Annotated in this window: 22 protein-coding genes; 14 read left to right on the plus strand and 8 right to left on the minus strand. The window is 67.0% G+C overall.

Annotation, left to right across the window (positions count from 1 at the left end; all coding sequences use genetic code 11):
* Positions 1 to 14: 14 nt before the first annotated feature.
* Positions 15 to 2,237 carry a transglycosylase domain-containing protein gene (locus ACO2Q5_RS02625; protein WP_423288033.1) on the minus strand — a complete coding sequence of 741 codons (2,223 nt, stop codon included), beginning with the start codon at positions 2,235 to 2,237 and terminating at the stop codon, positions 15 to 17.
* A 301-nt stretch (positions 2,238 to 2,538) separates the two neighbouring features.
* Here ACO2Q5_RS02625 and ACO2Q5_RS02630 point away from each other — a divergent pair, with 301 nt between their 5' ends.
* Positions 2,539 to 2,877: a P-II family nitrogen regulator gene (locus ACO2Q5_RS02630; RefSeq protein ID WP_423288034.1), complete on the plus strand. Its 339-nt coding sequence runs from the start codon at positions 2,539 to 2,541 to the stop codon at positions 2,875 to 2,877.
* Between the two features lie 31 nt (positions 2,878 to 2,908).
* Entirely contained in the window at positions 2,909 to 4,261 is a 1,353-nt protein-coding gene (locus ACO2Q5_RS02635; RefSeq protein ID WP_423288035.1) for an ammonium transporter, read from the plus strand.
* A gap of 150 nt (positions 4,262 to 4,411) precedes the next feature.
* Here the strand turns inward: ACO2Q5_RS02635 and ACO2Q5_RS02640 are convergent, their stop codons facing one another.
* Positions 4,412 to 5,017: an MlaC/ttg2D family ABC transporter substrate-binding protein gene (locus ACO2Q5_RS02640; protein WP_423288036.1), complete on the minus strand. Its 606-nt coding sequence runs from the start codon at positions 5,015 to 5,017 to the stop codon at positions 4,412 to 4,414.
* A complete protein-coding gene (locus tag ACO2Q5_RS02645; RefSeq protein WP_423288037.1) occupies positions 5,007 to 5,780 on the minus strand; it encodes an MlaA family lipoprotein in 774 nt (257 codons plus the stop codon). The genes ACO2Q5_RS02640 and ACO2Q5_RS02645 overlap by 11 nt, the downstream gene beginning before the upstream one ends.
* A 335-nt stretch (positions 5,781 to 6,115) precedes the next feature.
* Here ACO2Q5_RS02645 and ACO2Q5_RS02650 point away from each other — a divergent pair, with 335 nt between their 5' ends.
* The 8 genes from ACO2Q5_RS02650 (at position 6,116) to ACO2Q5_RS02685 (ending at position 12,056) form a co-directional block, all read left to right on the plus strand.
* The gene (locus ACO2Q5_RS02650; protein ID WP_423288038.1) at positions 6,116 to 6,574 is read left to right on the plus strand and encodes a RidA family protein; all 459 of its coding nucleotides are present in this window, start codon (positions 6,116 to 6,118) and stop codon (positions 6,572 to 6,574) included.
* Positions 6,574 to 7,347, plus strand: a complete 774-nt coding sequence (locus ACO2Q5_RS02655) for a glycerophosphodiester phosphodiesterase family protein (protein WP_423288039.1) — start codon at positions 6,574 to 6,576, stop codon at positions 7,345 to 7,347. Before ACO2Q5_RS02650 ends, ACO2Q5_RS02655 begins: the two co-directional genes overlap by 1 nt.
* Before the next feature lie 96 nt (positions 7,348 to 7,443).
* On the plus strand, positions 7,444 to 8,601 hold the full coding sequence (locus tag ACO2Q5_RS02660) for a GNAT family N-acetyltransferase (RefSeq protein ID WP_423288040.1): 1,158 nt from the start codon (positions 7,444 to 7,446) through the stop codon (positions 8,599 to 8,601).
* Positions 8,602 to 8,615: 14 nt separating this feature from the next.
* Entirely contained in the window at positions 8,616 to 9,221 is a 606-nt protein-coding gene (locus ACO2Q5_RS02665) for a glutathione S-transferase family protein (protein ID WP_423288041.1), read from the plus strand.
* Position 9,222: 1 nt separating this feature from the next.
* Positions 9,223 to 9,582 carry a 4a-hydroxytetrahydrobiopterin dehydratase gene (locus ACO2Q5_RS02670; RefSeq protein ID WP_423288042.1) on the plus strand — a complete coding sequence of 120 codons (360 nt, stop codon included), beginning with the start codon at positions 9,223 to 9,225 and terminating at the stop codon, positions 9,580 to 9,582.
* 60 nt (positions 9,583 to 9,642) lie between these two features.
* Entirely contained in the window at positions 9,643 to 10,362 is a 720-nt protein-coding gene (locus ACO2Q5_RS02675; RefSeq protein WP_423288043.1) for a competence/damage-inducible protein A, read from the plus strand.
* Positions 10,359 to 11,054 (plus strand): GNAT family N-acetyltransferase, encoded by a 696-nt coding sequence (locus tag ACO2Q5_RS02680; protein ID WP_423288044.1) that lies wholly within the window; start codon positions 10,359 to 10,361, stop codon positions 11,052 to 11,054. Before ACO2Q5_RS02675 ends, ACO2Q5_RS02680 begins: the two co-directional genes overlap by 4 nt.
* A gap of 45 nt (positions 11,055 to 11,099) precedes the next feature.
* Positions 11,100 to 12,056: an OmpA family protein gene (locus ACO2Q5_RS02685; RefSeq protein WP_423288045.1), complete on the plus strand. Its 957-nt coding sequence runs from the start codon at positions 11,100 to 11,102 to the stop codon at positions 12,054 to 12,056.
* A 50-nt stretch (positions 12,057 to 12,106) separates the two neighbouring features.
* On the opposite strand, the gene ACO2Q5_RS02690 is transcribed toward ACO2Q5_RS02685, so the two are convergent.
* Positions 12,107 to 13,012 (minus strand): LysR family transcriptional regulator, encoded by a 906-nt coding sequence (locus tag ACO2Q5_RS02690; protein ID WP_423288046.1) that lies wholly within the window; start codon positions 13,010 to 13,012, stop codon positions 12,107 to 12,109.
* Between the two features lie 369 nt (positions 13,013 to 13,381).
* Between ACO2Q5_RS02690 and ACO2Q5_RS02695 the strand changes: the two genes are divergently transcribed.
* Entirely contained in the window at positions 13,382 to 13,651 is a 270-nt protein-coding gene (locus tag ACO2Q5_RS02695) for an EF-hand domain-containing protein (RefSeq protein ID WP_423288047.1), read from the plus strand.
* An 82-nt stretch (positions 13,652 to 13,733) separates the two neighbouring features.
* Here the strand turns inward: ACO2Q5_RS02695 and ACO2Q5_RS02700 are convergent, their stop codons facing one another.
* The 4 genes from ACO2Q5_RS02700 to ACO2Q5_RS02715 all read right to left on the minus strand — a co-directional run bounded on the left by ACO2Q5_RS02700 (position 13,734) and on the right by ACO2Q5_RS02715 (position 18,282).
* Positions 13,734 to 15,743 carry an FAD-dependent oxidoreductase gene (locus ACO2Q5_RS02700; RefSeq protein ID WP_423288048.1) on the minus strand — a complete coding sequence of 670 codons (2,010 nt, stop codon included), beginning with the start codon at positions 15,741 to 15,743 and terminating at the stop codon, positions 13,734 to 13,736.
* Between the two features lie 138 nt (positions 15,744 to 15,881).
* The gene (locus ACO2Q5_RS02705) at positions 15,882 to 16,535 is read right to left on the minus strand and encodes an HAD family hydrolase (RefSeq protein ID WP_423288049.1); all 654 of its coding nucleotides are present in this window, start codon (positions 16,533 to 16,535) and stop codon (positions 15,882 to 15,884) included.
* Entirely contained in the window at positions 16,532 to 17,095 is a 564-nt protein-coding gene (rsmD, locus tag ACO2Q5_RS02710; protein WP_423288050.1) for a 16S rRNA (guanine(966)-N(2))-methyltransferase RsmD, read from the minus strand. Before rsmD ends, ACO2Q5_RS02705 begins: the two co-directional genes overlap by 4 nt.
* Positions 17,092 to 18,282, minus strand: coding sequence for an NAD(P)/FAD-dependent oxidoreductase (locus tag ACO2Q5_RS02715; RefSeq protein WP_423288051.1), 1,191 nt, complete (start codon positions 18,280 to 18,282; stop codon positions 17,092 to 17,094). Before ACO2Q5_RS02715 ends, rsmD begins: the two co-directional genes overlap by 4 nt.
* 77 nt (positions 18,283 to 18,359) lie before the next feature.
* Here ACO2Q5_RS02715 and ACO2Q5_RS02720 point away from each other — a divergent pair, with 77 nt between their 5' ends.
* The 3 genes from ACO2Q5_RS02720 (at position 18,360) to ACO2Q5_RS02730 (ending at position 20,216) form a co-directional block, all read left to right on the plus strand.
* The gene (locus ACO2Q5_RS02720) at positions 18,360 to 18,851 is read left to right on the plus strand and encodes a peroxiredoxin (RefSeq protein ID WP_423288052.1); all 492 of its coding nucleotides are present in this window, start codon (positions 18,360 to 18,362) and stop codon (positions 18,849 to 18,851) included.
* 85 nt (positions 18,852 to 18,936) lie between these two features.
* Positions 18,937 to 19,746, plus strand: a complete 810-nt coding sequence (gene map, locus ACO2Q5_RS02725) for a type I methionyl aminopeptidase (RefSeq protein WP_423288053.1) — start codon at positions 18,937 to 18,939, stop codon at positions 19,744 to 19,746.
* Positions 19,746 to 20,216, plus strand: a complete 471-nt coding sequence (locus ACO2Q5_RS02730) for a YbaK/EbsC family protein (RefSeq protein WP_423288054.1) — start codon at positions 19,746 to 19,748, stop codon at positions 20,214 to 20,216. Before map ends, ACO2Q5_RS02730 begins: the two co-directional genes overlap by 1 nt.
* Positions 20,217 to 20,218 lie beyond the last annotated feature (2 nt).

Raw genomic sequence — 20,218 nt, forward strand, 5'->3', positions numbered from 1 at the left:
CCTGATTAGCCGGCTCAGTTCCCCAGAAGCTCGTTCAGGATCTGCTCTGCCAGATCATCGCTTTCCACCGGACCAAGCTTGGTGCCCGCGGGCGGGTAGTCGGTGGCCCCGCCGTCATAGACCGGCGCATTCGGATCGTCGAAATAGGGCACATCCTCGGGCTGCACCGGCACATTGTCGCCCGGCCCCGCGCCGGTGAAGGCACTTTGCGGGATCTCCTTCGGCAGTTCCTTCGGCGGAACGCCTTCGTTGATCCGCGTCATGACCTCGTGCCAGATCTCGGCCGGCAGGCCACCGCCCGTCACGCCCTGAAGCGGGGTGTTGTCGTCATAGCCCAGCCAGACGCCCACGACATAATCCGCCGTGAAGCCCACGAACCATGCATCCCGGGCCGAGTTCGTGGTGCCGGTCTTGCCCGCCGCCTCGCGCCCGTTCAGCCGCGCACGGGTGCCGGTGCCCTGTTCGATCACCTGCGTCATCATGTAGATCAGCGCATGGGCCGCGGTTTCGCTGATCACCCGCTCGCCGATGCCGCCGCCCTGCCCGAACAGCGGATCGTTCTCGCCCTGCAGCTTCAGCGCCACCAAGCCGTAGGGCGTGACCGAGGAGCCGCCGTTCAGGATGCCCGCATAGGCGCCCGTCATCTCGATCAACGTCGATTCGCTGGCACCCAGAGCCAGCGCCGGGCCGTCGGCCAGATTTTGCGCCACGCCGAAATCGGTGGCGACCTTCTTCACCAGATCCCGGCCGACCAGTTCCTGAATCTTCACCGCCGGGATGTTGCGGCTTTCGGCCAGGGCCTGGGTCAGCGTGACCATGCCCTTGAACTTGCCGTCATAATTCTTGGGTGTGTAGTTGCCCGAGCCCGGCACATAGATCGTGTAGGGGCTGTCGTCGACGTAATCCAGCGGCGAATAGCCCAGATCCATCGCCACCGCATAGATGAACGGCTTGAACGCCGATCCGGTCTGCCGCAGCGCCTGTGTCGCACGGTTGAAATCGCCCGCCTGCGGAATATCGCGTCCGCCCACCATGCCGCGCACGGCGCCGTCCGCGCTCATCACCACGATGGCGGCCTGCGCCTTGGACCCGGCCTTCACCTTGTTCTCGAACACCCAGGCCAGCGCGTCTTCGGCCTGTTTCTGGATCTTCTGATCCAGCGTCGTCTCGATGATGACATCCTCGGTGGTGTCGCGCGCCAGATAATCGGGCGTCGTCTCCATCACCCAATCGGCAAAGAAGCCGCCGGATTTCTGCCGCGCCGCCTCGGTCGGGCGGGCGGGGTTGGCGCGGGCCTCGTCGGCTTCGGCCTTGGTCAGGTAGCCCTGCTCCTCCATCAGCCCCACGACCACATTGGCGCGGTTCTGCGAGCGTTCCAGATTGCCCGTGGGGGCCAGTGCGGAAGGGGCCTGCAGAAGACCCGCCAGCATCGCCGCCTCGGCCGGGGAGACATTGGCCGCGGACTTGCCGAAATAGCGTTGCGAGGCGGCTTCGAACCCGCGCGCCCCGGCGCCCAGATAGGCGCGGTTCAGGTAGATCGTCAGGATCTCTTCCTTGGAGTATTTCATCTCCATCGCAACCGCGTAGGGCACTTCCTTGACCTTGCGCCAGACGCTGCCCGCGCGGCAGTCCCGCTCATAATCGGCTTCGGTCTTCCAGACTGCGGCATCATAGGCCACGCCAAGGCACAGCAGCTTGGCCACCTGCTGGGTGATGGTGGACCCGCCGTTGCCCTGAAAGGCGCCGCGGCCCTCGCGCAGGTTGATGGCAATGGCGCTGGCGATGCCCCGCGGGCTGACCCCGAAATGCCAGTAGAACCGTTTGTCCTCGGTGGCGACCACGGCATCATGCAGATAGGGGCTGACCGTCTCGGCGGTGATCTGGCCGCCGAAGGTTTCGCCGCGCCAGGCAAAGACCTTCCCCTCGCGGTCCAGAAGCGTGACCGAGCCGCGGGCGCGACCATCGAGCAGCGTCGAAAGATCGGGCAGCTGTGCATAGAAGTAGAAGACCACGCAGCCGAAGAGAATCGCGGCCACGGCGGTCACGCGCCACAGAACCGCCCAGATCATCCGCCAGACGAACAGGAAGAAGCCGACGATGAACCCGTGCCGCCGGGGCGGGCGCGGGCTGCGGGCCGGTTTCTTCGCGGCTGCAGGCTTCTTGGCCGCGGGCGCTTGCCCCCGGGCATACCTTTTATCTGCCACAAGGGGGCCGCGCCCCCCATTCCCTGTTGCCATGCCGCCTGCCTGCTTCGCGTCCGGCTTTGCCTGCGGGGCGGGGTCCGCCACGCTGCGCGCCTGTTTCTGGTCCCGGACCATAGCCTGAAATGTTGCGGATGCGAAGGGCAAGCGCCTTCGATTCGGCTTTCACATTTGCCCGCTTTTTAGGCCACTCCCACGTGACTCGCCCATCATTCGCACAAAAACCCGGCTGAACCGCTCTCTTCAGCGCCGTTTTCTTGTGCTGCACCGGCGAAATTCTGCCTGCTCACGCCAAGGGCCCGCTCCCCGGGTTCCTGCCAGAAAAAAGGGGATGGATGTGAAACTCATCATTGCAGCACTCAAGCCGTTCAAGCTTGACGAAGTCCGCGAGGCGCTGACCACGATCGGCGTGCGCGGGATGATGGTGACCGAGATCAAGGGGTTCGGCAGCCAGTCGGGCCACACCGAAATCTATCGCGGCGCCGAATATGCCGTGAACTTCGTGCCGAAGGTGCGGCTGGAAATCGTGGTCCCCGATGCCCTGGCGGACCAGGTCGTCGAGACCATCGCCAAGACCGCCAAGACCGACAAGATCGGCGACGGCAAGATCTTCGTGCTCGACGTGGAACAGGCGGTGCGCGTCCGCACCGGCGAAATCGGCGACGACGCCCTCTGACAAGCGACCCAGGGAAGGGGAAATCCTGAAAATGAACAAGTTTACCAAATTCGCTGGCCTGACGACGCTTGGCGCGTCGCTTGCAGCCAGCCTGCCCGCCTGGGCGCAGGAGGCGGCGGATACCGCGGCGGCGGCGGTCGAAGAAGTGGTCGAGGCCGTTCCGACCGTCGACACCGGCGATACCGCCTGGATGCTCGTGTCCACCGTGCTGGTGCTCTTCATGATCCTGCCGGGCGTCGCCCTGTTCTACGGCGGTCTTGTCCGCACCAAGAACATGCTGTCGATCCTGATGCAGACCACCGCGATCACCGCGCTCTGCATCGTGATCTACGTGCTTTACGGCTATTCCTTCGCCTTCGGCGGCGGAGAGGGCCCCTATTTCGGCGGCTTCGCCAAGGTCTTCCTGGCCGGTGTCACGCCTGACAGCCTGTCCGGCACCATCCCGGAATATGTCTTCATCGCCTTCCAGATGACCTTTGCCTGCATCACCTCGGCCCTGATCATCGGCGGCTTCGCCGAGCGCATCAAGTTCAAGGCTGTGCTGCTGTTCGTCTTCCTCTGGGTCTCGATCGTCTACTTCCCGGTGGCGCACATGGCCTGGGATGCGAACGGGCTGTTCTTCGGCTGGGGCGTGTTCGACTTCGCCGGCGGCACCGTGGTGCACATCAACGCGGGTATCGCGGCCCTTGTCGGCGCGATCTGCGTGGGCAAGCGCGTGGGCTACGGCAAGGACAACATGGCGCCGCACTCGCTGACGCTGACGCTGGTCGGTGCCGGTATCCTGTTCGTCGGTTGGTTCGGCTTCAATGCGGGTTCGGCGCTGTCGGCCGGTACGCTGGCGGGTCTGGCCATGCTGAACACCTTCACCGCGACGGCGGGCGGCATCCTGGGCTGGGTCATCATCGAAGTCATGGCGCGCGGCAAAGCCTCGATGCTGGGTGGCGCTTCGGGCATGATCGCGGGTCTTGTGGCCATCACCCCGGCCGCTGGTGCCGTGGGTCCGGTCGGTGCGATCCTGCTGGGCGCACTTGCCTCGCTGGGCGCCTACTACTTCGTCGCTGTCGTGAAGAACAAGCTGGGCTATGACGACAGCCTGGACGTGTTCGGCATCCACGGCATCGGCGGGATCATCGGTGCGGTCGGCGCGGGCATCTTCGCGGCTCCGGCTCTGGGCGGTCAGGGCTTCCCCGAAGGCCGCGGCATGGGCGAGCAGCTGTTCTATCAGGTCTCGGCGATCGGCATCACGATCATCTACTGCGCTGTCGTGTCGTTCATCCTCTTCAAGGTGGTGGGTGCCCTGACCGGTGGTCTGCGCGTCGCCGCCGATGCCGAGCGTGAAGGCCTGGACATCACCTCGCACGGCGAAAGCGCCTACCACTACTAAGCGGTTCGGGCGGGTCCCCGTGGGATCCGCCCGGAAACCTCTCCCAAAGTTTCTCCCGGCGGCGCTTCTCCCTCCTCCCATGGGCGCCCCGAAAGCAGAAGGCCCGCAGGTTTCCCTGCGGGCCTTTCTGATGTGCGGGTTCCGCTGCGGTTACATCGACTGCATGTCGGCGATCAGCCGGTCGATATCGCCCTTGCGCTTGTCCAGCATGGCGCCGATCTCGGTCCGCTCGCTGGCCAGCATGTTCACGCCTTCGATGATGATGTTGAAGAACAGGTTCTTCCCGGCCCGGTCCGACACATGCCAGCGCACTTCGAACGGGCTTTCCCCCCTCAGATAGGCGGTCGAGATCACCTCGAAGTAGCTTTTCACCGGGCGGGCGTCGGTCACCTCGATCTTGCCGCCGATGAACTCGCGGAAACGGCGGCCGTATTTGCGGCTGATGTAGCCTTGGAACGCCTTGGTGAAGGCTGCCTTCTGCGCATCCGATGCGCCGCGCGCCGCCGTGCCAAGCGCCGAGATGGCAATGGTGGGCACATCGGCATATTGCACGAACAGCTTTTCGAACGCCGGATACATCTGTGCCTCGGACTTGCCCGAGTTGATGATGCCGTTGATGTCATCCACCGCCCGGCCGATCAGCGCCCTGGCCTGATCGGTGTTCAGCGCCCAGACCGGCAGCGCGCCAAAGGCCGCCGCGGCAGCAAGGCCGGTTCCGACGAACAGGCGGCGGGAAACCATGGTGTTACTGGCCATAAAGATCCTCGTAAGGGTCGATAAATCCGTCATCTTCGCCCGCGGGCGCCTCTTTCCCCAATTCGAACCGGCGGTTCTGGAGATAGAGAAGCCGCGCCTGCGCGTAGCTGTCCGCACTTTCATATAGGATCGAGTCGATCGTGCCGGAATAGCGGAAACGATCATCCAGCTTGGAAAGCACCGCTGCCGCGGTCACAGCTGCGGCATCATTGCCGGTAAAGACATTGCCCAGCGGGTTGAAGGCGATGTCCACCGCCGTGCCAACAGCATCGCGCGCGGTCGAGGGGCCGAAGCCCGGCAGTTCCACATAGGGACCCTCGCCCACGCCCCATACCGCCAGTGTGGTGCCGAAATCATTGTCTGTCTTGGGCATGCCCGCCGCCGTGGCGAAATCGTTCAGCCCGCCCAGACCGAAGGTCAGGTTCAGCCCCAGACGCAGCGTGTTGGTCACCGCCTGTTCCAGCTTCAGCTGCAGGATGTCATTGGCGATCACCCCCGGCAGTTCCAGCGTATCGGCCACATTGTTCACCCCGCGCCGCAGCGGATCGGGAACCACCGTGCCATAGACCTTGGACGCCGGACGCACGGCAACCGTGTCCAGCCCCTTGTTCAGCCCGTGCGTCGCGCGGTTCAGCGGCTCCAGCGGATCATGGATGCCCTGATCGGAAGGGGTGGCCGCACAGCCGGCCAGAAGACCGGACAACAGCAGCGCCGCCGCACCAGTCCCGCGAAGGGGATTCGGCAAGGTAAAATACAGTTTCATCGGCTCAATCTGCAGGACAGGCCCGGGTTGCGCAGGCTCGGGTCGGGTCAGCCTTACGGCTTGCCCCCCCACAAGACAACCGCCTTTCGCAGCGGCAGAGGCCAAACGGCGGGGAACGGCCAAGGATGAGGCAGCATCGCAACCGGAACGGCAATTTCACGCGCAAAATTTCACGCGCGCACCGCGCCGGACATCACAAGGCAAGTCGCAAGGCACATCCCGCAGCCGGGCAAGGCGTTTCCGCTGCCAGAGAACGCCGGAGGCTGGGTTCAAGCAGACCCTTGGCGCGGCGGGCCGGGGCGGCTAGGCTCCGCCCGCAAACCGCGGAGAAGACCATGACCATCGAAGCCCGCCTCGCCGAACTTGGCGTCACCCTGCCCGACGCGCCTGCGCCCGCCGCAAATTACGTGCCCTTCGTCATCACCGGGAACCTCGTCCATGTCTCGGGCCAGATCAGCCAGAACGAAGCCGGGCTGATCACGGGCAAGCTTGGCGCCGATCTTTCGGTGGAACAGGGGGCCGCGGCCGCACAGCGCTGCGCCATCTCACTGCTGTCGCAGGTGCGGCGGGCCTGCGGGGGCGATCTCAGCCGTCTGGTCCGCACGGTGAAACTGGTGGGCTTCGTGAACTCCACCCCCGATTTCACCGATCAGCCCAAGGTCATCAACGGCGCCTCGGATTTCATGGTGGCCGCTCTGGGCGAGGCCGGGCGCCATGCACGCTCCGCCGTCTCTGCCGCCTCGCTGCCCTTCGGCGTCGCGGTCGAGATCGAAGGCATCTTCGAGATCCGCTGATGGCCCGCGTTGCGCTGCCGCCCGGCCTGCTGCGCCTGCCCGTGGCGCATCGCGCCCTGCATGACCGGGCCGCCGGGCGGATCGAGAATTCGCCTGCTGCGATCCGCGCCGCCATCGACCGCGGCTATGCCATCGAGATCGACCTGCAACTGTCCGCAGACGGGCAGGCCATGGTCTTCCATGATGAAGAGCTGGACCGGCTGACCCCGGAAAAAGGCCCGCTGAACAGCCGCACGGCCGCCCAGCTGGGCCGGATCCCCTTGCGGGGCGGGGCGGACACGATTCCCACGCTGGAGGCGGTGCTGGCGCTGGTCGCCGGGCGGGTGCCGCTGCTGGTGGAACTGAAGGATCAGACGCTGACCATGTCCGACTCCGACGGCAGGCTGGAGGCTGAGGCGGCGCGGCTGCTGTCGGCCTACGGTGGCGAGGTGGCGGTGATGTCCTTCAACCCGCACAGCATCGCCCATATGGCGCGGCTGGCCCCCGGCCTTGCCCGCGGTCTGACGACTTCGGCTTATGGTCCCGAGGACTGGGCGCCGCTGCCCGCCGAGACCTGCGCCCGCCTGCGCGGCATCCCGGATTATGACCGGACAGACAGCAGCTTCATCAGCCATGAGGCCGCCGATCTGTCCCGCCCCCGTGTGGCCGCACTGAAGGCGCAGGGCGCCGCTGTCCTGTGCTGGACCATCCGCTCCGCCACCGCCGAGGCCGAGGCGCGCAAGGTTGCCGCGAATGTGACCTTCGAAGGCTATCTCTCGCCCCTGCCCGCTTGACGCGCCGCAAAGCCACCGCATCTTCATCTTGTCCCAAATACCCTGCGGAGGTCCGGGGGCGCAAAGCCCCCGGTCGGCCCGCCACCCGGAGCGACGATGCCCGATCTGGCCCTTCTGGACAGCCTGACCGAAATCCCTGCCGCCGATTGGGACGCGCTGGCAGCACCGGAACAGGCGGCGGGCCGTCCCGTCGATCCCTTCACGACACATCGCTTCCTTCTGGCGCTGGAAGCATCCGGCTCCACCGGCAAGGGCACCGGCTGGTTGCCGAAACCGCTGGTTCTGCAGCAGGACGGGCAGGTGGTGGCGGCGATGCCGCTTTATGTCAAAAGCCACAGTCAGGGCGAATATATCTTCGACCATGGCTGGGCCGAGGCCTTCGAGAATGCGGGCGGTCGCTACTATCCGAAGCTGCAGGCCGCGGTGCCCTTCACCCCCGCCACCGGCCGCCGCTTTCTGGGGCCGGACCAGTTTCGCCGCCCGCTGATGGAGGGGGCCATCGGGCTGACGCAGGGCAACGCTCTCTCCTCGCTGCATATCACCTTCTGCACCGCGGAAGAGGCGGCCGATCTGGCGGGGCACCTGGGCACGCTGCACCGCGTGACCCAGCAATTTCACTGGGAAAGCCGCGGCTACGGCGATTTCGGCGATTTCCTCGCCGATCTCTCCAGCCGCAAGCGCAAGATGATCCGCAAGGAACGCGAGACGGCCCGCGCCCATGGCCTGACGATCCGTGCGCTGACCGGAGATGCGATCACGCCCGACCATTGGCGGGCGTTCTGGACCTTCTATCAGGACACCGGCAGCCGCAAATGGGGCAGGCCCTACCTGACGCGTAAAGCCTTCGACGCCTTCCACGCCACGATGCGCGATGACATCCTGCTGATTCTGGCCTTCGATGGAAACCGCCCGGTCGCGGGCGCGTTGAACTTCATCGGGCGCGACACGCTCTATGGACGCTACTGGGGCTGCATCGCGGATTACCCCTGTCTGCATTTCGAACTCTGCTACTATCAGGCCATCGACTGGGCTTTGGCCCATGGCCTGACCCGAGTGGAGGCGGGGGCGCAGGGGGAACACAAGCTGGCCCGCGGGTATCTTCCGGCCGAGACACATTCGCTGCACTGGATCGCGGACCCCGGCTTTCGCGCGGCGGTGGACCGCTACCTGCAGGCAGAACGCCGCGCCGTGGACGAGGAAATCGAAGTGCTGACCGCCTACGGCCCGTTCCGTCGCGGCGGCGATCAGGAGTAAGGGGAGAGACTGCCATGCTGACCTTCTACACCAATCCGATGAGCCGGGGCCGCATGGTCCGCTGGATGCTGGAGGAACTGGGCGAACCCTATGAGACGGTCGCCCTGAACTATGGCCCGGACATGAATACGCCCGAATATCTGGCGCTGAACCCGATGGGCAAGGTACCCACGGTGGTGCATGACGGCCGGGTGGTCACCGAAGTGGCCGCAATCTGCACCTATCTGGCCGAAGCTTTCCCCGAAAAGGGCCTGATGGCCGAAGACCGCGCCGCCTTCTACCGCTGGATGTTCTTTGCCGCGGGCCCGCTGGAGGCGGCGGTGGTGAACAATTCCTTCGGCTGGAAGCCGCCGCAGCGCCGCGATGAGGGGCGGCTGGGTTATGGCAATCTGGACCGGGTGGTCCGCACACTGGCGGGCCATCTGGAGACGCATGATTACGTGGCCGATGGCCGGTTCACCGCCGCGGATGTCTATATCGGCGGCCATGTCGGCTGGGGCCTGCAGTTCGGTACCCTTCCGGCCGAGCCCGCCTTCCGCGCCTATGCCGCGCGCCTGCAGGACCGGCCCGCCGCACAATCGGCCAATGCGCTGGACGATGCGCTGGCGGGGGCACGCTGAGATGGCCGCGCTTCTGACTGCTGAGGAACGCAAAGACCGCCTGCCCGCCCTGGGCGACACCGGATGGCAGGCGGTGCCGGACCGCGATGCCATCCGCAAGATCTGGAAATTCCGCAATTTCTCGGAAGCCTGGGCCTTCATGTCCCGCGCAGCGCTGGCGGCCGAGAAGATGAACCACCACCCGGAATGGAAGAACACCTACAACGTGGTGGATGTCACGCTCTCCACCCATTCCGCGGGCGGGCTGACGGCGCTGGACACCGATCTTGCCGCGAAGATGGACGGTTTCGCCCCGGGGGTTGAGGTGCAGACCGACCATGGCGCGGAAATCCTGTGCCTGTGCCAGATCAAGGGCGGCTGAGGCTGGCACGGGCCGCTGGCCGCCGCTATACCGGGCACAGCACGGAAACGGGAGACGACGATGGCAAACCCCACTGCGGCCATGCTGGTCATCGGGGATGAAATCCTGTCGGGGCGCACCCGGGATTCCAACCTGCATTTTCTGGCGGGCGAACTGACCCGCGCCGGGATTGATCTGGTCGAGGCGCGGGTGGTCGGCGACACGCATGACCAGATCGTGACCGCGGTCCGCGCGCTGTCGACTGCGGTGGATCACGTCTTCACCTCGGGCGGGATCGGCCCGACGCATGATGACATCACCGCCGATGCCGTGGCCGCCGCACTGGAGACGCCGATCACCAAGCGCGCCGATGCCATGGCGCTTTTGCAGGCCCATTATGACCGGCAGGGCGTCCCCTTCAACGAGGCGCGCCAGCGCATGGCCCGCATCCCGGATGGTGCCACACTGATCGACAACCCGATCTCGGTCGCGCCGGGGTTCATCCTTGGCAATGTCCATGTCATGGCGGGCGTGCCCACCATTTTCGAAGCGATGGTCGCCTCGGTTCTGCCACTGCTGACCGGGGGCGCACCCCTTATGTCGCAATCCCTGCGCGTCCTGCGGGGCGAGGGCGAGATTGCCGCCGATTTCGGCGCGCTGGCGGCGGAATTTCCGGATCTGTCGATGGGGTCCTATCCCTTCACCCTGAACGGCGCCTATGGCACCAATCTGGTGATCCGCGGCACCGATCCGGCCCGCCTGAACGAGGCGATGGTCCGGCTGACGCGGCTGTTCGGATGACGCCCGATCTGCTGTCAGAGGTGATGGAGGCGACCTGGCCCCCCGCGGCGGCCTGGCCCGCGGGGCCGTTTCTGCTGCGCGACGGGGCCGGGGGCGGCAAGCGCGTGTCCGCAGCCACGGTCGAGGATGACTGGACCGCCGCCGATCTGGACGCGGCGATTGCCGGGATGGCCGATCCTTTGTTCTGCCTGCGTGAAGGGGATCAGGCGCTGGATGCCGCACTGGAGGCCCGCGGCTGGCGGGTGGTCGATCCGGTGGTGGCCTATGCCGCGCCGGTGGTCGCGATGACCGGCGATCTGCCGTTCCTGACGGCCTTTCCGCATTGGCCGCCCCTCGCCACCGCCTGCGAGGTCTGGGACGAAGGCGGCATCGGCCCCGCCCGTCGCGCCGTGATGGAGCGGGTGGCCGGGCAGAAAACCGTCATCCTTGGCCGTATGGCGGACCGCCCCGCAGGTGCGGCTTTCGTGGCCTGCCATGGGGAAGAGGCCATGCTCCATGCGCTGGAGGTGCGGCCGGCGGCCCGGCGGCAGGGCACCGGCGGCCATATCCTTCGCGCCGCGGCGAACTGGGCCGCGGAACAAGGCGCCACCCGGCTTTCGCTGGTGGTGACAGAGCGGAATACCGCCGCCCGCGCGCTGTATGAACGGGCGGGGATGGTGCTTGCGGGGCAATATCATTACCGCGCACCCTGAGGCCCGCCGCTTTAGGCCGCGATGCGGGATCGACAGGAGACCGGCGTGACAGCCCGCCTTTGCCCTTTTGCCCTGCTGGCAGCGCTTCTGCCGGGCGTCCCCCGCCCCGCCGCAGCGCAGGATCTGACACTGCCCGCAGCGCCGCGGGACTCAATTGTCATCACGGCCGAATTCGACAGTTATGACCTGCCGGTCGGCGGCTGGAAGAACGGCACCCTGCCGGTGGAGCGGATCGAGGGCATGGTGCAGCGCCGCGCCTGGCGGCTGGAGGCGGGCGACCTGACGTTATTGTCGGTGCTGGCGCCGCTGCGCGAACAGCTGCAGGCGCAGGGGTTCGACATCCTGCTCGATTGTGAGACGCGGGTCTGCGGCGGCTTCGACTTCCGCTTTGCCACAGAGGTGCTGCCCGAACCCGCCATGCATGTCGATCTGGGTGATTTCCGCTTTCTGTCAGCCCGCAAGGGCGACCGGGCGGCCAGCCTGCTGATCAGCCGCTCGGCCAGTTCGGTCTTCGTGCAGATGATCAGTGTCGGCCCGGATGCACCGCCGGAGCCCATCGCTGCAACCGAACCGGCGGTGCCCCTGCCATTGCCCTCTCCTGTCACCGCCCCTGCCCCCGCGGACACCGGCGATCTGGCTGCCCGACTGGATCAGGGTTATGGCGTGGTTCTGGACGATCTGCTTTTCGCCTCGGGCTCTGCCGCGCTGGCAGAGGGCGACTATGCCTCTCTGACCGCGCTGGCCGCGTGGCTGAAGGCCGATCCGGACCGCATGGTCCTGCTGGTGGGACATACCGACGCCTCGGGCGGGGTGACATCCAACGTGGCCCTGTCGGAAAAGCGGGCGCAGGCGGTGCGCGGCGTTCTCATGTCGCGCTTTGGCGTGAACGGGCGGCAGGTGCAGGCCCAGGGCGTCGGCCCGATGGCGCCCCGCGACACCAATGCCACTGAAGAGGGCCGTCGCAAAAACAGAAGGGTCGAGGCCATTCCGGCCCCGACCTGAGGTGGCGCACCGGACGGCGGGACCGGGCGCGGGAAAAGATCAGACGCGGATCACCAGTTGTCGGGCCCCTTGTCGATGAAGCGGCGGGCCAGAAAGTCGATGAAGGCGCGCACCTTGGGCTGGGTGAACCGGCCCGGCGGATAGACGGCATAGATGCCCAGAATTTCGACCGGCAGTCCGGGGATGGCCTCTTCGACCTCTCCCTTCTTCAGCGCATCGGCGTAAAGGAACGAGGGCAGATAGGCGATGCCCAGCCCCGCAGTGGCGGCGTTCAGCAGGCTTTGCCCGTCATTCACCGTCAGCCAGCCGTTGGACCGGACCTGCCGCTTTTCGCCCGAGGGCGCGGTGATCTTCCAGACGTTGCCATTGGCCTGATTGGAATAGTGCAGAAGCTTGTGGTCGTTCAGATCGTCGATCTTCAGCGGGCGGCCGAATTTCTGGAAATAGCCGGGCGCGGCGATCATCCGCTTGGTCGTCTCGGTCAGCTTGCGGGCGCGGAGCGAGCTGTCCTCCAGCTCTCCCACCCGGATGGCCATGTCGAACCCTTCCGAGATCAGCTCCACATAGCGGTTGTTCAGCACCATGTTCACGGTGATGTCGGGATATTCCAGCAGGAAATCCCCCAGAATGGGCGACAGCAGGTTCACCCCGAAATCGGTGGCCACGCTGATCCGCAGAAGACCCGAGGGCGCGGATTGCATGCTGGTCACCAGCGCATCCGCCTCGCCTGCGTCATTCAGCACCCGGCGGGCGCGGTCGTAGTAGGCAAGGCCGATTTCCGTGGGCGACACCCGGCGCGTGGTGCGGTTCAGAAGCCGCGCCCCAAGTCGCGCCTCCAGCGCCGAGACATGCTTGGACACGGCGGATTTGGAAATTCCCATCTTCTTGGCCGCATCCGTGAATCCGCCCTGATCGACGACGGTGGCGAAGGCTTCCATTTCTGTCAGACGGTCCATCGGTGTCCCCAAAGGCAGGCAATTGGCTGTTCAGGACCTTTCTTGCCGCCGAAATCGGGCAGGATCGCGGCGCGGGGGCGTCCGATCCGGGGAAATAGCGGGGATCGTTGATGGCATGGAAACGAATTGCGGCAAAATCCCCGGCAAGGCTCCGCCTGTTTCCGGGGGGTGGCAGACGGGCGGCGGACTTGGGCAGAAAAGCCCCGCCGCGGGAGGCCGGACCGGCGGGGGATGCCCGCCGACCGGGCCGCACACTGGACAGCGGGCCGTGGCGGGACCAGATCAGCCACCGGGCCGCAGCAACCATGGCCCCGCCCCGCGACGGGAAATTCCCCGCAGGGACCCTGACGAAGACAAAGGAGAGATCCGATGAAACGCATGGCATTCTGGACCCTGCCCCTTGGCCTGATGCTGGCCGGGGCCGCATTGGCCGAAACGAGCCCGGCGGAAATGACCGTCCTGCCGGAAGACAGCGATGCCAGCGGCGACTGGTCGCTGGCCGAGATGCAGAGCCTGTGGCCCGACCTGACGGCCGAGGGTTTTGCCGCGGTGGACACCAACACCGACGGCGTGATCGACGCCACCGAGTTTCAGGTGGCTGTGACCAATGGTGTTCTGAAACCCGCCGAGGGCGGCTGACACGCCGCGCGGGCCGCGCCGGGGCACCGATCAGACTTCCCCAAGGCTGGTGCCCCGGCCGATGACCTTTCCGCGGCGCGGGTTACAATCGCGCCGCCAGCCGCATCGCCTGATCTATCGCGCGTTTGGCATCCAGTTCCGCCGCCACATCGGCCCCGCCGATCAGGTGATGCGCGATCCCGGCCGCGGTCAGACGATCCGACAGGCGCCGGTCCGGCTCCTGCCCCGCGCACAGGACGATTGTGTCAACCGGCAGCGTCTCGACTGTTTCCCCGTTGCGGACGGTAAGCCCCTCTGGCCCGGCCTTTTCGTAGGTCATGCCTCCCATCATCCGCACCCGTTTCGCCTGCAAGGTGGCGCGGTGGATCCAGCCGGTGGTCTTGCCCAGCTTGCGGCCGGGCTTTTCGGGCTTGCGCTGCAACAGCCAGACCTGCCGGGCGGGCGGATCCGGCTGCGGTTCGGTCAGGCCGCCGCGATCCTGCCACGGGGCCGAGACACCCCATTCCCGGCGCCAGTCTTCGGGGTGCACGGTGGGGCTTTCGCCCGCCTCGGTCAGATATTCGGCCACGTCAAAGCCGATGCCGCCCGCCCCCACCACGGCGACCCGCGCCCCGACCGGCCCGCCGCGCAGCACATCCGTATAGGACAGGACATGCGCGCCCGGTTCCGCCGGGATGCCCGGATCGCGGGGCAGAACGCCGGTGGCCACGATCACCTCATCATAGCCGCGCAGGGCCTCTGCCGTAGCCTCCTGCCCCAGATGGACTGTGACGCCCGCCCGGTCCAGCGCGGCACGGAACCAGTCCACAAGGCCGTGGAACTCCTCTTTCCCCGGCACCTGCTTGGCCAGGTTCAGCTGGCCGCCCACTTCGGTCGCTCGGTCGAACAGCGCGACGTTGTGGCCGCGCCCTGCCGCGGTGATGGCCGCGGTCATGCCCGCAGGCCCCGCGCCCACCACGGCGATGCGTTTGGGCGTGGCGGCGGGCGCCAGCACCAGCTCCGTCTCATGACAGGCGCGCGGGTTCACAAGGCAGGAGGTCAGCTTGCCCGAGAAGGTATGGTCCAGACAGGCCTGATTGCAGGCGATGCAGGGCGCGATTTCCGCCGCGCGACCCGCCGCCGCCTTCACCATGAAATCGGCATCCGCCAGCCAGGGCCGCGCCATGGACACCATATCCGCCATGCCTTGGGCCAGCAGATCCTCGGCCACCGCGGGGGTGTTGATCCGGTTCGAGGTGATGACGGGAATCCTCACCTCGGGCCGCAGCCGCCCGGTCAGATGCGCAAAGGCCGCCCGCGGGACCAAGGTGGCGATGGTCGGCACCCGCGCCTCGTGCCAGCCGATGCCGGTGTTCAGGACGCTGGCGCCCGCAGCTTCAATCGCGCGGGCCAGCGTGATGATCTCATCCCAGGTTGAACCACCGGGAACGAGGTCGATCAGCGAGATGCGGTAGACCAGCACCTTGTCCGGGCCAAGCGCGGCCCGCACCCGGCGCACCACCTCGACCGGCAGGCGCATGCGGTTTTCGTAGGGACCGCCCCAACGGTCGGTGCGGCGGTTGGTGTGGGTCACCAGGAACTGGTTCAGGAAATACCCTTCGGACCCCATCACCTCGACCCCGTCATAGCCCGCCTCGACAGCGCGGGCGGCGGCGGTGGCGATGTCCGAGATCTGCTTTTCGATCCCTTCCTCATCCAGCTCTCGCGGCGGGAAGGGAGAGATCGGGGATTTGATGGCGGAAGGCGCCACGCATTCGGGCGAATAGGCATAGCGGCCCGCATGCAGGATCTGCATCGCGATATGGCCGCCTTCCGCATGGACCGCATCGGTCACGCGGCGGTGGTTGGCAATGTCCTTGTCGGAAAACAGCCCCGCCGCCCCGGGGAACACCCCGCCTTCCCGGTTGGGCGCCATGCCGCCCGTCACGATCAGCCCCGCGCCCCCCCGCGCGCGCGCCGCGTAGAAGGCGGCCACCCGGCCCCAGTCGCCGGTTTCCTCCAGCCCGGTGTGCATGGAGCCCATCAGGCTGCGGTTGCGCAGCGTCACGCCGGACAGGGTGATCGGCTGCAGAAGATGGCTGAAATGGGTCATGGCGGGTCCTCCGGCAGGGAAGATGCCGTGACGCGCGCGTCAAGTCATCCGGAACGCGGCGTCATGGCCGGGCTTCTCGTCAGGCCCCGACCGCGGATCGCGGCGCACCGACGACAGGGCGCAGGCATGGGAGGAGGGTCAGAGCGACAAAAGCCCCGGCAGCGCCGCCATATCATCGAACAGCGGCACGCCAAGGGCAGCCAACCCCCGCGCCGCGGGGGCCTGCGGCCCATGTCCCGCATAGCCAAGGCAACGGATTCCCGCCTCCAGTGCCGCCCTGGCGCCCGAGGGGCTGTCCTCGATCACCACACACCGGGCCGGGTCTGCCCCGCAGGCGGCTGCGGCGGCAAGATACAGGTCCGGTGCGGGTTTCGGGCGCCCGATCGCCTGCCCGGACAGCGTGGCCCGGAACCGCCCGGTCAGCCCGTGCTGCCCCAGCGTGATCTGCATTTTGTGCGGCGTGCCGTTTGAGCCCACGGCATAGGGAATCCCCGCAGCATCCAGCGCGTCGAAAACCGTCAGGATGCCGGGGATCAGCGGCACACCAGCCTCCAGCACAGCATACATCCGGTCATAGAAGCGGGGGGTCCAGTCCGCAGGCAGCGGGGTTCCGCCCGCCCGCACCCTTTGCGCCACCGTCTCGATGGTGCCGCCCATGTAAGAGCTCTCCAGCTCTTCCGCCGTCAGCACCAGCCCGTGACGGGCCAGATCCTCGATCAGCAGCAGCGTGGTCGGCGTTTCGCTGTCCACGATCACCCCATCGCAGTCGAAAAGAACGGCTGCCGGTCTCATGCCGGGCCCCGCAAGAGGGTGACGAGCGTGTCGCCATAGCGGCGTTGGTCCAGCACCTCGAAGCCGACGGGCGGCACCGGCGCGGTGCCATCTTCCCAGACCACCATCGCGCCGGGGGCCAGCCAGTTGCCTTCGATGGCCGAGGTCAAAGCCGCCTCGCCCAGCCCCTTGTGATAGGGCGGGTCAAGGAACACGAGGCCATAACCCGGCCCGCGGTTCGGCCCCAGCTTCGTGGCATCGCGGCGCCAGACATCGGTGGTGCCCATGGCCTGCATCTTTTCGATGTTGGTCCGCAGCAGGGCCCGCGCCTTGGTGCCGTCATCGACAAAGGCCACCCGCGCGGCACCGCGGCTCAGCGCCTCCAGCCCCAGGGCGCCGGTCCCGGCGAACAGGTCCAGCACGCGCACGCCGGTGACCGGATCGCCATAGCCACCATTGATCAGCAGGTTGAAGATCGCCTCGCGCACCCGGTCTGAGGTGGGGCGCAGATGGGCTGCGGGATCGCCCTCGCCCACATCGGCCAGAATCAGGCCGCGACGCGCACCGCCGATGATCCTCACAGCAGGGCCTTCAGATCGGGGGCGCCGGCCACCAGATCGGGGTCGGGCGATTTGCCCGCCTCGATCAGCCGCTTGCCCACCATATAGGCCCGCGCATCGCCCATGGCGTCGATGGCCAGAAGCTCCGCCCCGCGGTAATACCAGAAGGACGGCGGCGGGCCGGGCCGGGTGACCACACGGTCATAGCCGGTGTTCAGCCCGGCGATCTGCAGCTTCAGGTCATATTGATCGGACCAGAACCACGGCTTGGCGGTATAGGGCTTGTCCGCCCCCAGCATGTTGGCGGCGACCGCCTCGGCCTGATCAATCGCATTGCCGACCGATTCCAGCCGGATCCGCCCGCCGCGATACGGGAAGGAGGCGCAATCCCCCGCCGACCAGATCGCCGGGTCAGAGGTGCGGCCCCGGTCATCCACCGCGATGCCGTTGTCCAGCACCAGCCCGGCGGCGGCGGCCAGATCGCTGCCCGGTGTAATGCCAATGCCGGTGATAATGAAATCGGCCGCGATCTCCTGCCCGTCCGCCAGCCGCACGCCGGTGGCGCGGTCCGTCCCGGTGATCCGGTCCAGCGCCGCGCCTTCCAGCACGGTCACGCCGTGGCGTCGGTGCAGACCGGCGATGAAGGTGGACGTTTCCGGCGCGGCCACCCGCGCCAGAATCCGCGGTGCAGCTTCGACCAGTGTCACCTCCACCCCGAATTTGCGGGCCACGGCCGCCGCCTCCAGCCCGATATAGCCGCCGCCGATCACCACGGCGCGGGCGCCGTCGCGGAACTCGGCGCGCATGGCATCCACATCGGCCAAAGTCCGCACGGTATAGACGCCGGGCAAATCGCCGCCGATGGCCGCAGGCAGGCGGCGGGGGGCCGATCCGGTGGTCAGGGCCAGTTGGTCATAAGGAATGACCTCCTCTCCGACCGTCACGGTCTGCGCCGCCCGGTCGATGGCGGTCACCGGCTGGCCCAGACGCAGCTCTACGCCGTTCTGCGCCCAGAACTCCGCCGGGCGCAGCCAGAGCCGCTCTTCGGGCATGTCGCCCAGCAGATAGGCCTTGGACAGGGGCGGGCGCTGATAGGGCGGCGCGGGTTCTGCGCCGATCATCGTGATCTGCCCGTCATGACCCAGCGAGCGCAGCTTTGCGGCCAGCGCGGCCCCCGCCTGTCCGGCGCCCACGATCACCACCCGCATCGCATCCCCCTCTGGCAACTTCCGGGGCGGACCCTATAACTTTACCCGCAACAGGCGCAACGCGCGAGGAGACGGACATGACGGAAATCACGGTGGGGGCAAAGCTGCCCGGGGCAAAACTGCTGCGCGCGGGCGAAAAGGGCCCGGAGGCGGTGGATCTGGCCGAGAAGCTGGCGGGCCGCAAAGTGGTGATATTCGGGCTGCCCGGCGCCTATACCGGCACCTGCTCGACCGCGCATGTCCCGAGCTTCATCCGCACCAAGGACAAATTCGCCGCCAAGGGCGTGGATGAGATCATCTGCATCTCGGTCAACGACCCCTTCGTGATGAAGGCCTGGGGCGAGGCGACCGGCGCCACCGCCGCCGGGATCACCTTCCTGGGCGATGCCGACGGCAGCTTTACCAAGGCCATCGGCCTTGCCTTCGACGCGCCGCCCGCGGGCCTCTTCGGCAGGTCCAAGCGCTATGCCCTGCTGGCCGAAGACGGCGTGGTCAAGGTGCTGAATCTTGAACCAAGCCCCGGCCAGTGCGACATTTCCGGCGGCGAAGGGCTGCTGGCCGCGCTCTGACCCCGGCCCGGCCGCATGACGCGGCCTCGGCTCTGGCCTTTTTGCCTTTCGCCGCCTATGTAGGGCGGCGAAAGGAACCCGGCCCATGGAAGAGACCCGCGCCCGCATCACCCGCGAAGGCATCCGCATCTATGAGGACGCCGATTTCGCCGGCATGCGCGAGGCCGGGCGTCAGGTGGCCGAAATCCTTGACCTCTGCGGTCCGCTGGTCAAACCCGGCGTCACCACGGCGGAGATCGACGATTTCATCCGGGCCGAAGTCGAACGCCGGGGCCTGACCTCCGCGACCATCGGCTACAAGGGCTATCAGCACGCCTCCTGCATCTCGATCAACCATGTGGTCTGCCACGGCATCCCGGGGCCGAAGGTGCTGGCGGAAGGCGACATCACCAATATCGACGTGACGGTGATCGTGGACGGCTGGTTCGGCGACTCGAGCCGGATGTATGTGGCGGGCCGCGCCCCCCGCAAGGCGGAACGCCTGATGGAAGTCACGCATGAGGCGCTGATGCGCGGGATTGCTGCGGTGAAGCCGGGCAATACCTTCGGCGACATCGGCCACGCCATCCAGACCTTTGTCGAGGCGCAGCGCATGTCCGTTGTCCGCGACTTCTGCGGCCACGGGCTGGGCCGCGTCTTCCACGCCCCGCCGAACGTGCTGCACTATGGCCGCGCGGGCAAAGGCCCGGTGCTGGAGGAAGGCATGTTCTTCACCATAGAGCCGATGGTGAACCTTGGCCGCCCCGAGACCAAGGTGCTGGCCGATGACTGGACCGCCGTCACCCGCGACAAATCGCTCTCGGCGCAATACGAACATTCCATCGGCGTCACCGCCACCGGCTGCGAGATCTTCACGCTCTCGCCCGAGGGCAAGTTCTTCAAGACCTGGGACTGATGGCGGCGACCCGCGGGACGCAGATGCTGACCAAGGCCGGGGTGGCCTTTGCGCTGCATCCCTATGACTATGACCCGAATGCCGAAAAGATCGGGCTGGCCGCGGCGGCAGCGCTTGGGCTGGACCCGGCGCTGATGCTGAAGACGCTGATGGTCGAGGTGGACGGCAAACCCGCCTGCTGTGTCATTCCCGCGGGCGACAGCCTGTCGATGAAGAAGGTAGCTGCGGCCTTTGGCGGCAAAGCGGCGGCGATGATGCCGGTGCCCAAGGCCGAGAAGCTGACCGGCTACCATGTCGGCGGCATCTCTCCCTTCGGGACGCAGCGCCCGGTGCCGGTGGTGATCGAGGCCGCGCCCTGCACTGCTGCAAAGGTCTGGATCAACGCCGGGCAGCGCGGGCTTCTGTTGTCGATTGCCCCCGCCGATGCGCTGCGGGTGCTGGGCGCCAAGGCGGCACCGCTGACCGCCTGAAA

The sequence above is a fragment of the Neotabrizicola sp. VNH66 genome (assembly GCF_049445895.1).
Taxonomy (GTDB): Bacteria; Pseudomonadota; Alphaproteobacteria; order Rhodobacterales; family Rhodobacteraceae; genus Pseudogemmobacter.